At 60.7% G+C, this 13552-nt stretch carries 16 protein-coding genes and 1 pseudogene; 3 read left to right on the top strand and 14 right to left on the bottom strand.

From position 1 onward, the window contains the following. Positions 1-65 precede the first annotated feature (65 nt). Positions 66-1253 (top strand): MFS transporter, encoded by a 1188-nt coding sequence (locus tag KFS80_RS06050; RefSeq protein ID WP_053118445.1) that lies wholly within the window; start codon positions 66-68, stop codon positions 1251-1253. 67 nt (positions 1254-1320) lie between these two features. Here KFS80_RS06050 and KFS80_RS06045 read toward each other — a convergent pair whose 3' ends face one another. The 11 genes from KFS80_RS06045 to ccmA all read right to left on the bottom strand — a co-directional run bounded on the left by KFS80_RS06045 (position 1321) and on the right by ccmA (position 9425). Continuing rightward, the gene (locus tag KFS80_RS06045) at positions 1321-1725 is read right to left on the bottom strand and encodes a type II toxin-antitoxin system HicB family antitoxin (protein ID WP_053118443.1); all 405 of its coding nucleotides are present in this window, start codon (positions 1723-1725) and stop codon (positions 1321-1323) included. 318 nt (positions 1726-2043) lie between these two features. Then, positions 2044-2448 (bottom strand): hypothetical protein, encoded by a 405-nt coding sequence (locus KFS80_RS06040; protein ID WP_053118435.1) that lies wholly within the window; start codon positions 2446-2448, stop codon positions 2044-2046. A 25-nt stretch (positions 2449-2473) separates the two neighbouring features. Next, positions 2474-3676, bottom strand: a complete 1203-nt coding sequence (gene ccmI / locus KFS80_RS06035) for a c-type cytochrome biogenesis protein CcmI (RefSeq protein ID WP_212544241.1) — start codon at positions 3674-3676, stop codon at positions 2474-2476. Further along, positions 3673-4143 carry a cytochrome c-type biogenesis protein gene (locus KFS80_RS06030; RefSeq protein ID WP_212544240.1) on the bottom strand — a complete coding sequence of 157 codons (471 nt, stop codon included), beginning with the start codon at positions 4141-4143 and terminating at the stop codon, positions 3673-3675. The genes ccmI and KFS80_RS06030 overlap by 4 nt, the downstream gene beginning before the upstream one ends. After that, the gene (locus KFS80_RS06025) at positions 4140-4676 is read right to left on the bottom strand and encodes a DsbE family thiol:disulfide interchange protein (protein ID WP_212544239.1); all 537 of its coding nucleotides are present in this window, start codon (positions 4674-4676) and stop codon (positions 4140-4142) included. Before KFS80_RS06025 ends, KFS80_RS06030 begins: the two co-directional genes overlap by 4 nt. Beyond that, positions 4673-6661, bottom strand: coding sequence for a heme lyase CcmF/NrfE family subunit (locus tag KFS80_RS06020; protein ID WP_212544238.1), 1989 nt, complete (start codon positions 6659-6661; stop codon positions 4673-4675). Before KFS80_RS06020 ends, KFS80_RS06025 begins: the two co-directional genes overlap by 4 nt. Positions 6662-6664: 3 nt before the next feature. Continuing rightward, entirely contained in the window at positions 6665-7120 is a 456-nt protein-coding gene (gene ccmE, locus KFS80_RS06015; protein WP_053118425.1) for a cytochrome c maturation protein CcmE, read from the bottom strand. Continuing rightward, positions 7117-7293: a heme exporter protein CcmD gene (gene ccmD / locus KFS80_RS06010; protein ID WP_008055370.1), complete on the bottom strand. Its 177-nt coding sequence runs from the start codon at positions 7291-7293 to the stop codon at positions 7117-7119. The genes ccmE and ccmD overlap by 4 nt, the downstream gene beginning before the upstream one ends. Continuing rightward, positions 7290-8045, bottom strand: a complete 756-nt coding sequence (locus KFS80_RS06005; RefSeq protein WP_053118423.1) for a heme ABC transporter permease — start codon at positions 8043-8045, stop codon at positions 7290-7292. Before KFS80_RS06005 ends, ccmD begins: the two co-directional genes overlap by 4 nt. A 79-nt stretch (positions 8046-8124) precedes the next feature. Continuing rightward, entirely contained in the window at positions 8125-8793 is a 669-nt protein-coding gene (ccmB, locus tag KFS80_RS06000) for a heme exporter protein CcmB (RefSeq protein WP_007919970.1), read from the bottom strand. Continuing rightward, a complete protein-coding gene (ccmA, locus tag KFS80_RS05995) occupies positions 8790-9425 on the bottom strand; it encodes a cytochrome c biogenesis heme-transporting ATPase CcmA (protein WP_212544237.1) in 636 nt (211 codons plus the stop codon). Before ccmA ends, ccmB begins: the two co-directional genes overlap by 4 nt. Positions 9426-9623: 198 nt before the next feature. Here ccmA and fliK point away from each other — a divergent pair. Next, positions 9624-11197 (top strand): annotated as a pseudogene (gene fliK / locus KFS80_RS05990) (flagellar hook-length control protein FliK). Then, on the top strand, positions 11194-11523 hold the full coding sequence (locus KFS80_RS05985) for an EscU/YscU/HrcU family type III secretion system export apparatus switch protein (RefSeq protein ID WP_212544236.1): 330 nt from the start codon (positions 11194-11196) through the stop codon (positions 11521-11523). Before fliK ends, KFS80_RS05985 begins: the two are co-directional and overlap by 4 nt. Positions 11524-11646: 123 nt before the next feature. Here KFS80_RS05985 and KFS80_RS05980 read toward each other — a convergent pair whose 3' ends face one another. From KFS80_RS05980 to KFS80_RS05970, 3 genes are all read right to left on the bottom strand, one after another. Further along, on the bottom strand, positions 11647-12039 hold the full coding sequence (locus KFS80_RS05980; RefSeq protein ID WP_159812664.1) for a DUF2802 domain-containing protein: 393 nt from the start codon (positions 12037-12039) through the stop codon (positions 11647-11649). Continuing rightward, positions 12040-12525, bottom strand: coding sequence for a chemotaxis protein CheW (locus KFS80_RS05975; protein ID WP_053118413.1), 486 nt, complete (start codon positions 12523-12525; stop codon positions 12040-12042). It abuts the gene before it with no gap. Positions 12526-12598: 73 nt separating this feature from the next. Further along, a complete protein-coding gene (locus tag KFS80_RS05970) occupies positions 12599-13513 on the bottom strand; it encodes a CheW domain-containing protein (protein ID WP_212544235.1) in 915 nt (304 codons plus the stop codon). Positions 13514-13552 lie beyond the last annotated feature (39 nt).

Genomic DNA, 13552 nt, shown 5'->3' with positions numbered 1-13552 from the left:
GCTTCTGCCCGTTCGGTTTGTCCCTTAGCCTCACCGCATTCCTTTCGCTGGATCGAGTAACCCCTATGACCGCCACGACTCACGCAATGACCCGAGGCATGGTGCTGCTGTTCGCCTTCTGCTGCGGCGCCATCGTTGCCAACATCTACTACGCGCAGCCAATCATCGGCCTGATCGCGCCGGACATTGGCCTGAGCGACACCATGGCCAGTTTCATCGTCTCGCTGACGCAGATCGGTTACGCGCTGGGCCTGTTCTTTCTGGTGCCGCTGGCGGATCTCCTGGAAAACCGCCGGTTGATGATCATCACTACCGTAGTGGCGATTGCCAGCCTGTTGGCGGCGGCGTTTACCGATCAGCCCAATGTGTTTCTGCTGATCTCGTTGCTGGTGGGTTTCAGTTCGGTGTCGGTGCAGATTCTGATTCCTCTGGCGGCGCACCTTGCTCCGGAAGAATCCCGTGGCCGTGTGGTCGGCGGGATCATGGGCGGTTTGTTGCTGGGTATTCTGTTAGCACGACCGGTATCGAGCGTGGTTGCAGATCACCTCGGCTGGCGGGCGATGTTCATGATTGCTGCGGCACTGATGGCGGCGATCAGCGTGGTGTTGGCGCTGACCGTGCCCAAGCGCCAGCCGGATCACAGCGCCACGTATGGCCAACTGCTTGGCTCGTTGTGGACGCTGCTGCGCCAACAACCGGTGCTGCGTCAACGTGCGTTTTATCAGGGCTGCATGTTCGCCACGTTCAGCCTGTTCTGGACGGCCGTGCCGCTGGAACTGGCGCGCAACCATGGTCTGTCGCAAAGCGAGATCGCGATTTTCGCGCTGGTTGGCGCCATCGGCGCTATCGCCGCCCCCATCAGCGGACGCCTGGCCGACGCCGGCCACACCCGCATCGCCTCGCTGCTGGCCATGATCTTCGCCAGCCTGAGCTTCCTGCCCGCCTTCATCCACCCCGCCTACAGCGTCATCGGCCTGGCCGTAACCGGCGTGGTACTCGACTTCTGCGTGCAGATGAACATGGTGCTCGGCCAACGCGCGGTCTACTCGCTGGATGCAAAAAGCCGTGGCCGCCTCAACGCCCTGTACATGACCAGCATCTTCATCGGCGGCGCGTTCGGCTCGTCGGTGGCCAGTGCGGTGTATGAACATGGCGGCTGGTTGTGGATCGTGATTGTGGGGAGTGTGTTTCCGTTGTTGGCGTTGCTGCGGTTTTTGAGTGCTTCGCAAGGGCGATCGTTGGCCACGGCGTAGCTGCAAAAGCTTCGCGAGCAGGCTCGCTCCCACAGGTCACTCACCGGGCCTGAGGGAGCGAGGACGGTTAATACCGCACCAGCTTCTCCATTGCCGCATCCGCCAGAAAGGAGGAGCGGCTTTTGACGTTGTGTTCGCGCACATAACGATCAATGCGCTGAATCACGTAACCGGGGAGCGTCACGTTGACCTTCTCGGTCTTGCCCAGATACGGCGAGATATCCAGCTCGAGCATGCCCCAGCCCATCTCGGCGAACTCCGGGTTATTACGGTGCGCCGAGGCAGAGGTCGGCATGGGAATAGCGTCGCCATCTGCTGCAATCTCCTGCAGCATGATGTGCGCTATTTCGACGGCCGCATTGTAGGCATCTTCAAAGCTATCCCCGGCCGTCACGGCGCCAGGAATATCGGGGATCTGAATACCGATGGCAGTGTTCTCGTCGCCCCATTCGATGCAGATTGGGTATTGCATTACGGATCTCCTTTGCTTTTGCCAACTTGCCCCGGCCTTTTATAAATAACCCTAGAGTTATTTTTACTTAAACACATAAACGATAAGAGCGACGCCCGGTTGTTTTACAACATGTGATTGATCGCATTAAAAGCATCTCCGATCAGAACTCCCCTGTGGGAGCGGGCTTGCTCGCGAAGGCGTCGTGTCAGTCGACCTTTACTAACCTGACACACCGCTTTCGCGAGCAAGCCCGCTCCCACAGGATTTCTCGAGCCGCTTCAAGATTTGCGCATGACGCAGACAAAAAAACGGCGATCCGAGGATCGCCGTTTTCATTTATTCACCGAACTGCTTGCCCAGTCCCGGTGGCACGCCGTGGATGTTGGTGTCTTCCCACGGGCCGTTGGGGCTGATCGAGCGGCTCCAGCCGTTGTTCCAGCGGTAGTAGGTGCGCTGGCGGTAGAAGGTGTTGGTCTGGTCGTCGAGGACGTAGACGCCGAGTTTCTGATCCCAGTGGCTGTTGCCGCCCGGCGGTGGGGCGAAGCTGGCTGAGGTGCGCGGGACGGGTTTTGCCGGTTTCGCCGGGATGCTTTTGCCCGGTGTTGGCGAGGTCGACGGGGTCGGGCTCGGTTGTGACGGCGGGATCGGCGGCAGGTTGGTCGTCGGTTCCGGGCGTTGCACCGCACATGCACTCAAGCCCAGGGCCAGTGTGAGGACTGTGATTCGGGCGATGGTGTGCATGGCGGTGCTTTCCTTGTTTGCCCGATTATTTGTCCGGGCTGTCGATGGTCAGTGTTTGTAGCGCGGTGGTGCTGCTGGCCAGAGGGCCGCTGCGACCGACCCATTCCCCGGCAGTCGGTTGGCCGCCACGGGACACGCGCGCAACCAGTTGGACTTCAGGGAAGTTCGACAGTTTCAACTGCGGCATCATTGCGTCGGCATCGCCCAGTTCGACGGTCACCGGCAGATCCGCCACGGTCAGGCGCTTGGCGGCCAACGGTGCCGGTGGGCCGGAGGTGGCGCGGGCGAAGATGAACACGCTGTCGCCCGGTTGCACTTTGCTTTTGAGCTCGCTGGCCAGATCGACGCTGACTTTCAACAGCGCAGCTTTCGCCGGTGCGGGCGCCGCAGCGACCTTGCCGCCGCTGGCTTCCAGACGTTCGGCAGCGCGCTTGATTCCGCCTTCCAGCGCGGCACGGGAATTGTCGTCCGGCGGCAATTGCGCAAGCAAACGGTTCCAGTAATCGATGGCTTGCTGATAGCGCTCGCCTTCGAACGCGGCGATGCCGAGCAGACCGAGGCTGGTGACTTCTTTCGGGTCAGCCTTGAGTGCTTCGTCGGTCAGTGCCTGAATTTTGTCCGACCACTTTTTGCCATCGGCAAAATACTGCGCCTGCGCCCACTGGCCGAGCAGTTCCGGCTGGCGACCGGCGAGATTGGCGGCGCGCTCGAACATCTTCGCTGCGTCCGCCGGACGATCCTGAGCCATGTAGGTACGGCCGAGGAAGTACACGCCCTCAGCGGAATCCGGTTGCGCGGCAACGGCGCGCTCCAGACGCTGGGTCATCTCTTCCATCGACTTCGGTGCTTCGGCGAATTCGCGGGTCAGTTCGACTTTTTCCACGGCACCGAAATGCATGTACAAGCCCAGCCCCAGCACCGGAACCAGCACGGCGGCCAGCAGCGGCAACGGTTTGCCCAATCGGGAGACCCGTGGCGCCGCAACCCCTTCGGTATCGGCCAGCAACTCACGCGCCGCTTCCGCGCGACCGCTGTCCATTTGCGCCGCGTCGAGCACGCCTTCGGCCTGTTGCGATTGCAACTCGGCAACGCGCTCCTCGTACAACGCGACGTTCAGGGCAGTACGATCCTCTTCACGCTGGGCGCGACGTTCACGCAGAACCGGGATCAGCAGGAAACTCAGGGCGACCAGAAGCAACAGCCCTGCGGCAAGCCAGAAATCAATCATTCTTGGTTTTTATCCAACAGTTGGTCGAGGCGCTGACGCTCTTCGGTGGACAGCGATTGCGGGGTGTCGGCGCGTTGACCGCGACGACGGCGGACGATCACCGCGATCACCACGAAGCCACCGAGCAGCAGACCGGCCGGGCCGAACCACAGCAGCGCGGTCTTGGCGTTGAGTGCCGGTTTGTAGCGGACGAAATCACCGTAGCGATCGACCATGAAGTCGATGATCTGCTGGTTGTCCTTGCCCTCGCCGAGCATGCGGAAAATCTCTTTGCGCAGGTCAGCGGCAATCGGTGCGTTGGAGTCAGCGATGTCCTGGTTCTGGCACTTGGGGCAGCGCAGTTCCTTGGTCAGTTCGCGGAAGCGCTCGCGATCGCCTTCTTTGGCGAATTCGTAGGTGTCGATGGCGGCATGAGCCACGCCAACCAGACTCAAACCCAATACCACGGCAGCTAGAAAACGCTTCATGGCTTTGCCTCATCGACCAGCGCCTGATATTTGGCCGCGAGTTTTTCGCGCCAGACTTGCTCGTCGATCACGCCGACGTATTTGTCGCGGATGATGCCTTTGGCGTCGATGAAAAAGGTCTCCGGCGCGCCGTACACACCGAGATTCAGGCCCAGCGAACCTTCGTCGTCACGGATGTCCAGCACGTACGGGTTGTGAAATTCGCTCAACCACTTCAAGGCATCGGCGTTGGTGTCTTTGTAGTTGATGCCATAGATCACCACGCCACGCTCGGCGAGTTTGTTCAGCACCGGATGCTCGACCCGGCAGGAAATGCACCAGGTGCCCCACACATTGACCAGCGCCGGTTTGCCAAGAATGTCAGCCTTGGTCAGGGTCTTGTCGCCCTGCACGCTCGGCAGGGAAAACTCCGGGAATGGCTTGTTGATCATCGCCGACGGCAGCTCCGACGGATCAAGGTACAAACCGCGATACAGAAACACCGCCACCAGCAGAAAAATCGCCAATGGCACCAGCATCAACCAACGTCTCATGCAGCCGCTCCCGTCATGCCCAGTGCTTCACGCACCTTGGATTTCACCTTGACCCGATAACGTCGATCGAGCGCCGCCAGCAAGCCACCGAGCCCGGTCAGCAAACCGCCGAACCAGATCCAGCGCACGAACGGTTTGACGTGCACGCGCACGGCCCACGCGCCGTTATCCAGCGGCTCGCCGAGGGCGACATACAAGTCACGGGTGAAACCGGCGTCGATCCCGGCTTCGGTCATCACCGAGTTCTGCACGGTGTACAGACGTTTTTCCGGGTGCAGCACGCTGATTTCCTTGCCATTGCGAATGACGCGGATGGTGCCTTTGTCAGACGTGAAGTTCGGCCCTTCGAAGTGCTTGGCGCCTTCGAAGACGAAGTGATAACCGGCCAGATCCATCGACTCGCCCGGCGCCAGACGCAGGTCACGCTCGGCACTGTTCTGACTCGACAACACCACGCCCAACGCGCACACGGCGATGCCGAGGTGAGCGATCTGCATGCCCCAATAGCTGCGGGTCAGGGTCGGCAAGCCTTTGATCAGGCCTTTGTGACGAGTCTTGTCGAAAATATCGCGCACACCGGCGAGCAATACCCACGCGGCGAGCAGGAAGGTCGCGATCACCGCCCAGTTGAAATCGCCGTAAGCGATACCGGCAACCACAGCCAGCGCCACGCTACCCAGCAACACCGGGGTCAGCATGTTCACCAGCCATTTCACCGGGGTGTCTTTCCAGCGCACGACCATGCCGATTGCCATCACCACCATCAACAGCGCCATCAAAGGAATGAACAGCGCGTTGAAGTACGGCGGGCCGACCGACAGCTTGGCGCCGCTGATCGCATCGAGAATCAGCGGATAGAGGGTGCCAAGCAGGATCATCGACGCGGCCACGACCAGCACCAGGTTGTTGCCCAGCAGCAGGGTTTCCCGCGACCACAGGTTGAAGCCGACCTGACTCTTCACCACTGGTGCGCGCAACGCAAACAGCGTCAACGAACCACCGACCACAAACAGCAGGAAGATCAGAATAAACACGCCGCGTTCAGGATCGGAGGCGAACGCGTGTACCGAGGTCAGTACGCCGGAACGCACAAGGAAGGTGCCGAGCAGGCTCAGCGAGAATGCCGCAATCGCCAGCAACACCGTCCAGCTCTTGAACACGCCACGTTTTTCCGTGACCGCCAGCGAGTGAATCAATGCGGTACCGACCAGCCAAGGCATGAAAGAGGCGTTTTCTACCGGATCCCAGAACCACCAGCCACCCCAGCCGAGTTCGTAGTAAGCCCACCACGAACCGAGGGTGATGCCGATGCCGAGGAAGGCCCAGGCGACGATCGTCCACGGACGCGACCAGCGCGCCCACGCCGCATCCAGTCGACCACCCATCAACGCGGCGATGGCGAAAGCGAAGGCCACCGAAAAACCGACATAACCCATGTACAGCATCGGCGGGTGAACGATCAGGCCGATGTCTTGCAGCAATGGGTTGAGGTCAGCGCCGTTGCTCGGCATTTGCGGCAGGATGCGTTTGAACGGGTTGGACGTGAGGATCAGGAACAACAGGAAACCGGTGCTGATCATGCCCATCACCGCCAGCACGCGGGCGAGCATGACTTGCGGCAACTGGCGGGAGAACACCGACACCGCGAACGTCCAGCCGCCAAGAATCAGTGCCCACAGCAGCAACGAACCTTCGTGGGCACCCCACACGGCGCTGAATTTGTAATACCACGGCAACGCGGTATTCGAGTTGTTCGCCACGTAGGCGACGGAGAAGTCGTCGACCATGAACGCGTAGGTCAAGGCGCCGAAGGCGAACAGCAAAAACGCAAACTGCCCCCACGCGGCCGGCTGGGCCAGACTCATCCAGAAACGGTCGCCGCGCCAGGCGCCAATCAATGGCACCACGGCCTGCACCAGCGCAAAACACAGCGCCAGAATCATCGCCAGATGGCCCAACTCAGGAATAAAAATCGCCGACGTCATGGATCAACCCTCCTTCGCAGGTGTTGGGGCGGATTGACCGCTGTCTTTCAAGGCTTTGGTCACTTCCGGCGGCATGTACTTCTCGTCGTGTTTGGCCAGCACTTCGTCGGCGACGACCACGCCATCAGCGTTGATCTTGCCCAGCGCCACGATGCCCTGCCCTTCGCGGAACAAGTCCGGGAGGATGCCGCGATAGGTGATGGTCACGGATTTGTTGAAATCGGTGACGACGAATTTGACGTCCAGCGAGTCCGGTGAACGTTGCAGCGAGCCCTTCTCAACCATGCCACCGGCACGGATGCGCGTGTCTTGCGGTGCTTCGCCGTTGGCGATCTGCGTCGGCGTATAGAACAAGTTGATGTTCTGCTGCAGGGCGCTAAGGGCCAGGCCGACGGCAGCGCCGACCCCGACCAGAATGGCCAGAATGATGATCAGACGTTTCTTGCGCAGCGGATTCACTTGCCGTTCTCCCGGCGCAGACGACGCGCCTCTTGTTGCAGATACCGCTTGCGGGCCAGGATCGGCGCCGCCACGTTCAGCGCCAGTACCGCCAGACAGATGCCGTAGGCCGACCAGACATAAAGGCCATGATGGCCCATGGCGAGAAAATCGCCGAATGAAGCAAAACTCATCGAGCGGCCTCCAGACTGTTCTGTACTTCTTCTTTCACCCAACTGGCGCGGGCTTCGCGCTTGAGCACTTCAAGGCGCATGCGCAGCAACAGCACGGCGCCGAAGAAACAGTAGAAACCCAGTACCGTCAGCAACAGCGGCAGCCACATCTCCGCCGGCATCGCCGGTTTTTCGGTGAGGGTAAAGGTCGCGCCCTGATGCAGGGTGTTCCACCACTCCACCGAGTATTTGATGATCGGGATGTTGATCACCCCGACGATGGCCAGCACCGCGCAGGCCTTGGCGGCGCTGTCGCGATTGCTGATGGCATTGCCCAGCGCAATCACGCCGAAATACAGGAACAGCAGAATCAGCATCGAGGTCAGCCGCGCATCCCAGACCCACCACGAACCCCAGGTCGGTTTGCCCCAGATCGCCCCGGTGACCAGCGCCACGGCGGTCATCCAGGCACCGATCGGCGCTGCGCATTGCAGGGCGACGTCAGCCAGTTTCATCTTCCACACCAGACCGACAATGCCGCACACCGCCAGCATCACGTAGATCGACTGCGCGAGCATCGCGGCAGGCACGTGGATATAGATGATGCGAAAGCTGTTGCCTTGCTGGTAGTCCGGCGGCGCGAAGGCCAGGCCCCAGACGACGCCGACGCCAATCAACAGCAACGCTGCGATGCTCAGCCACGGCAAGAACTTGCTGCTGATGCCGTAGAACCACTTCGGTGAGCCGAGCTTGTGAAACCAGGTCCAGTTCATACTGTTTCCATCACGGGTGCCGCTCATCGATGTGAGCTGGCATTTGGGTCTTTGCTGATCAAATTTTGATCAGACCTCATTATTCGCCGACGCTGATCTTCAGGCCAGCAGCTATTGCAAAAGGTGTCAGGGTGATCGCCAGGGCGGTCAGGCTACCAAGCCACAGCAGATACCCGGTCGCCGGCATGCCTTGGAGGGCGGCCTGCAAGGCGCCACTGCCAAGGATCAACACCGGGATGTACAACGGCAGAATCAGCAGCGCCAACAACAGGCCGCCGCGTTTCAAACCGACCGTCAGTGCCGCGCCCACCGCGCCGAGCAAGCTCAGCACCGGTGTACCCAGCAACAACGACAGCAACAAAACCGGCAGACACGCGGCAGGCAAACCGAGCATCAACGCCAGCAGAGGTGAGAGCAAAACCAGTGCCAGACCGGAGAAAAGCCAGTGTGCCAGCACCTTGGCCAATACCAGTAGTGGCAGGGGGTGCGACGAAAGGACCCACTGTTCCAGGGATCCGTCTTCGAAATCACTGCGGAAAAGCCCGTCCAGCGAGAGCAGGACCGACAAAAGCGCCGCCACCCAGACTAACCCCGGGGACAGGTTTTGCAACACTTGAGTTTCCGGGCCGACGGCCAGCGGGAACAAAGCGATGACGATGGCGAAGAAAATCAGCGGATTGGCCAGCTCCGCCGGGCGGCGAAACAGCAGTCGCGATTCACGGGCAACCAGCAGGCCGAAGACACTCATACTGCCCAGTTCCCCAAATCGATATCGCGATAACCGGCCGGCATCCGGCTCAGCGTGTGGTGCGTGGTCAACACCACCAGACCGCCACGTTCACAATGGTTGGCCAGATGTTCTTCAAGTTGCGCCACGCCTTGTTTATCGAGGGCGGTGAACGGCTCGTCGAGAATCCACAGCGGCGGGCTGTCGAGATACAACCGCGCCAGCGCCACGCGGCGTTGCTGGCCGGCGGACAAGCTGTGGCAGGGAACATCTTCGAAACCGCGCAATCCTACGGCTGCCAGCGCTTGCCAGATCGCCTCGCGTTCGGCGGGATGATGCAGGGCGCAGAGCCACGAGAGATTCTCTTCCGGGGTCAGCAAATCCTTGATCCCGGCAGCATGGCCGATCCACAACAGGTTGCGCGCCAGTTCGCTGCGCTGTTCAGTCAGCGGCAAACCGTTGAGCAGGACTTGACCGTCGGTCGGCTGCATCAATCCGGCCAACAGGCGTAATAAACTGGTTTTACCGCTGCCGTTGGGACCGCTGATTTGCACCATATCGCCACTGGCCAGTCTCAATTCGAGATTCTCGAAGAGCAGCCGCAGGTCACGTTCACACGCGAGGGCAACAGTTTGCAGGACAGGACTGGTCAAGGTATCACGGGCCTTATACGGTTCAAGTCGGCTCTGGCGCGGCCGTTAAAGAGATGCAGCATAAATGCAATGACGGCTCGATCTAGAGAGCTGCGTCAAACAATTGCTATGTTTTTTTGAACGAATCGCAAGACGGGCGGCATTATACATGGCGTGCCCGACTCCCCAGAGTGCATTTTCTAAAGGTTGTTTCACTGTATGACAGGCGAAATGAACATCCTTCCGCTCCCGCAGGCCACACCGGCGACTGCTCGCCCGCAGGTCGGTGAGCTGCTCAAGCTGCTGACACCGGTCGAAGGCTTGATCGGCGCCGGCCAGAGTGCCAAGGCCGAGGTGTTGTCGCTGAAGCAGGCGGATCAGACCTTTCAATTGTTGCTCAAAGTGACGCTGGACAGCGGCCGCCAGACCACCGTGCAAGCGACCAGCAATCTGCCATTGCTGCAAGGCACCAGCATTGCGATCACCCAACCCTCGGCCGGCAACCTGGCGATCACCGTGCAACAGGCCATCGCCAGCAGCGTCGCCGCCCTCACCCGCATTGATACGTCGCAATTGCCCGTGGGCACGTTGCTGCAAGGCAAGGTCCTGACTTCGCAGGTACTGCCGCAAACGCCGGGGCAAGCGACGGTGTTCCGCTCGCTGGTCAGTTTGCTCAACACCGCGCAGAGCGGCAGCACGCTGACCATCGACAGCCCGCAACCGCTGCGCATCGGCACGTTGCTCTCGGCGTTGGTAGAAGATGCGCAAACCCTGAAATTCCTGCCCCTGAGCAGCCGGCAGGCACAACTGGCCGTCAGTCAGCAACTGGTCGGCCAGCAAAGTCGCCAAGCGTCTCTGAGCGGTCTGCTGAATGCACTGCAAAATCTGCCGGCGGATAACGATCAAACTTCAGCGGACTTGCGTGCGGCGGTCGACAAACTGCTCGCCAGCCTCCCCGATCTGCAGCAAATGACCACTTCCAAAGGCGTGGCGCTGGCCTTGGCCAACAGCGGCGCCTTCCTCGAAGCCAAATTGCTCACCGGGCAGAACCCAACCCTGACCCCGGACATCAAAGCCGATCTGCTCAAACTGATCGCGCAACTGTCGCCGGAGCGCCGGGCAACGCCAGTTTCAACGCAATCATCGCGGCCAACACTTTGGCGCAAGCGCTGCCGAGTTTCGTCCGCAATGCCCTCGGCACCCTCGGCCAGGTCAGCGCGAAACCGGTACCGAGCAGCTTCCCCCTGCCCGACCGCCTGCTGCAAAGCCTGGATGGCGAAGGCGATCTGGAGCATCTGCTGCGCCTCGCCGCCGCTGCTGTGTCGCGCCTGCAAAGCCATCAACTGTCGAGTCTTGAACAGACCGGCGTCACCGATGACGGCCGTCTGCTGAGCACCTGGCAGTTGGAAATCCCCATGCGAAATATGCAAGACATCGTGCCGTTGCAGGTCAAATTCCAGCGTGAAGAGGCACCGGAACGGCAGCCGCAACCGAACGAACGCCGTGACGAACGCGAGCCCAAGCAGCAACTGTGGCGCGTCGATCTGGCGTTCGACATGGAACCGCTCGGGCCAATGCAGATTCAGGCGCAACTGGTCGCCGGCAGTCTGTCCGGCCAACTCTGGGCCGAACGGGCGTACACCGCCGGCCTGATCGAAAATAACTTGTTCGCCCTGCGCCAGCGCCTGCTCGATCGCGGACTCAACGTCGGCGATATCGACTGCCACCAAGGCACGCCGCCGCAAGGCAACCAAACCCGTCTCGAACACCGCTGGGTCGACGAAACCGCATGAACGATTCCACCGCCCCACGCCAGGCCATCGCCCTCAAATACGACGGTAACCACGCCCCGACCCTCACCGCCAAAGGTGACGACGAACTGGCCGAAGAAATCCTGCGCATCGCCCGCGACTGCGAAGTGCCGATCTACGAGAACGCCGAGCTGGTGCGCTTGTTGGCGCGGATGGAATTGGGCGACAGCATCCCCGAGGAGCTGTACCGCACGATCGCCGAGATCATCGCGTTTGCGTGGAATCTGAAGGGAAAATTCCCCGAAGGGCAGGATCCGGAGGCGCCGATGGTGGAGAAGGACATCACCGAGCGCGGGGATGATTATTGATCGTTCCCACGCTCTGCGTGGGAACGCCGCCCGTGACGCTCTGCGTCACATTTCACAGGCGGAACGCGGAGCGTCCCAAGATGCATTCCCACGCAGAGCGTGGGAACGATCCCGGTACGACAATCAGTTTTTGTGAAGTTTGCGCATCAACTCCGCCTCAGCCTGGGTCAACCCGCACGACTGAGTCAGTTCATCAACGCTCGCGCCCATCCCCACCAGTTTCGCCGCTTGGGCGAATGACAGGCTCGAGGGGTCGCGTTGTTCCAATGCAACAAGCTTGTCCGGCAACGGCGCGACGACCGAGCGCAGCTCGTGCAGGGCTTCGCCCATGCGCACGTTGCCGTTCTGGTAGTCGTCGACGCGTTTGGCCAGGTCTTTGATGCGCTGATCACGCAGCGCATCGCCCTGGGCCTGTTGCGCAGCGATTAGCTTCTGCGCCTTGATGTACGCCAGAAACATTGCCAGCGTGCCTGCCCAGAAGAGGAACAGGACAATGACCGCGACTTCAAGAATCAATCAGATGTTCTCCAGATCCGACCATTCTTCTTCGCTCATCATCTTGTCCAGTTCGACCAGAATCAGCAGCTCGCCGTTCTTGTTGCACACGCCCTGGATAAACTTGGCCGACTCTTCGTTGCCGACGTTCGGCGCGGTCTCGATTTCCGACTGACGCAGGTAAACCACTTCGGCCACGCTGTCGACCATGATGCCAACGACTTGCTTGTCGGCTTCGATGATGACGATGCGGGTGTTGTCGCTGATCTCGGCATTCATCAGGCCGAAGCGCTGGCGAGTGTCGATCACGGTGACGACGTTACCGCGCAGGTTGATGATGCCCAGCACGTAGCTCGGCGCGCCCGGCACCGGAGCGATCTCGGTGTAGCGCAGCACTTCCTGAACGCGCATCACGTTGATGCCGTAGGTTTCGTTGTCCAGCTTGAAGGTTACCCATTGCAGGATCGGATCTTCAGAACCCTTTGCCGCCGTCGCCTTGTCGTTCATACCCTAGCCCCTCGAAGTACCGCGTGTGGCGGTTTATGTTTCGTCGCCGGCATTTGTACGCCGGTACTGTCTGTTATGTCGGTTTGTGGTTCGGCTTACTGCCGGACATGTGCTTCGCCCCGCCGCTGGCGATCAACTCGGCCAGTGCAGCGACATCGAGCAAGGCGCACATGTGTTCAATCACGGTGCCGGCGAGCCATGGCCGCTGACCCCGGTGACTTCTCCATTTGATTTCATTCGGATCCAGACGCAACGAGCGGCTGACCTGGTGCACCGCCAGCCCCCACTCGTAACCTTGTACCGAAATCACGTACTGCAAGCCCTGACGGAAGTCATCGCGATAGCGATCCGGCATGACCCAGCGCGCGGTGTCCAGGACTTTCAAATTACCGGCCTGACTCGGCAGAATGCCGAGGAACCACTCCGGCTGACCGAACAGCGGCGTCAGCTCTTGCCCGGCCAGCGAATAGATCGAACCGAGGCACACCAGCGGCACCGCCAGGGTCAGCCCGGCAACGTCGAACAGCAGGCATTCGAACGCATCCGCGGCCCACGCCGGGCGGCCATCGGTTTCCACTGGTGGCGGAGTATTGCTTGGCGGCAGATGCACTTCCACCACGGGCGGAATCAGTGTCTGTGGCGCCGGCGCTTCAATTTCAGGCTCAGGCTCAGGCGCCGTGGGTTCCGGCACTGTCAGCAGTTGTGTTTGCAGCAACGGCGCCAACGTAGAAACCGACGCGCGCGTTTCTTCAATCAACGCCACAGGGGCCTTGGCAACAGGCGCTGCGGCAGGTGCGGCAACCGGTGCGGCAGCCTTTTGCGCATCACGCGCCTGCTCTTCCAGCACGGCTGCCTGAAACTCATCCAGCGCCTCAGGCTGCGCTTCGACTACCGCCGGCAATTCTTCCGGAAGATCATTGAGTAAATCCTCCAGATAAGACTGCAACGCCAACTGCGGACGCGAAGTCAGCTTCACCGGCCGATTCATGCGCAGCCCTCTGTAGGAGCTGCCGCAGGTTGCGATCTT

Source organism: Pseudomonas rustica, from assembly GCF_018336155.1.
Taxonomy (GTDB): Bacteria; Pseudomonadota; Gammaproteobacteria; order Pseudomonadales; family Pseudomonadaceae; genus Aquipseudomonas; species Aquipseudomonas rustica.
Note: the sequence above shows the minus strand (reverse complement) of the source record. Positions and strands in the feature narration are given on the sequence as shown.

Excerpts from the sequence above, each read along its gene's own strand:
- KFS80_RS05970 (WP_212544235.1), bottom strand. The coding sequence starts at position 13,513 with ATGAATCGGCCGGTGAAGCTGACTTCGCGTCCGCAGTTGGCGTTGCAG.
- ccmB (WP_007919970.1), bottom strand. The coding sequence starts at position 8,793 with ATGAGTGTCTTCGGCCTGCTGGTTGCCCGTGAATCGCGACTGCTGTTT.
- ccmI (WP_212544241.1), bottom strand. The coding sequence starts at position 3,676 with ATGATTGATTTCTGGCTTGCCGCAGGGCTGTTGCTTCTGGTCGCCCTG.
- KFS80_RS05985 (WP_212544236.1), top strand. The coding sequence starts at position 11,194 with ATGAACGATTCCACCGCCCCACGCCAGGCCATCGCCCTCAAATACGAC.
- KFS80_RS06045 (WP_053118443.1), bottom strand. The coding sequence starts at position 1,725 with ATGCAATACCCAATCTGCATCGAATGGGGCGACGAGAACACTGCCATC.
- KFS80_RS06005 (WP_053118423.1), bottom strand. The coding sequence starts at position 8,045 with ATGAACTGGACCTGGTTTCACAAGCTCGGCTCACCGAAGTGGTTCTAC.
- KFS80_RS06020 (WP_212544238.1), bottom strand. The coding sequence starts at position 6,661 with ATGACGTCGGCGATTTTTATTCCTGAGTTGGGCCATCTGGCGATGATT.
- KFS80_RS06050 (WP_053118445.1), top strand. The coding sequence starts at position 66 with ATGACCGCCACGACTCACGCAATGACCCGAGGCATGGTGCTGCTGTTC.
- KFS80_RS05975 (WP_053118413.1), bottom strand. The coding sequence starts at position 12,525 with ATGAACGACAAGGCGACGGCGGCAAAGGGTTCTGAAGATCCGATCCTG.
- KFS80_RS06025 (WP_212544239.1), bottom strand. The coding sequence starts at position 4,676 with ATGAGACGTTGGTTGATGCTGGTGCCATTGGCGATTTTTCTGCTGGTG.
- KFS80_RS06030 (WP_212544240.1), bottom strand. The coding sequence starts at position 4,143 with ATGAAGCGTTTTCTAGCTGCCGTGGTATTGGGTTTGAGTCTGGTTGGC.
- ccmD (WP_008055370.1), bottom strand. The coding sequence starts at position 7,293 with ATGAGTTTTGCTTCATTCGGCGATTTTCTCGCCATGGGCCATCATGGC.
- KFS80_RS06040 (WP_053118435.1), bottom strand. The coding sequence starts at position 2,448 with ATGCACACCATCGCCCGAATCACAGTCCTCACACTGGCCCTGGGCTTG.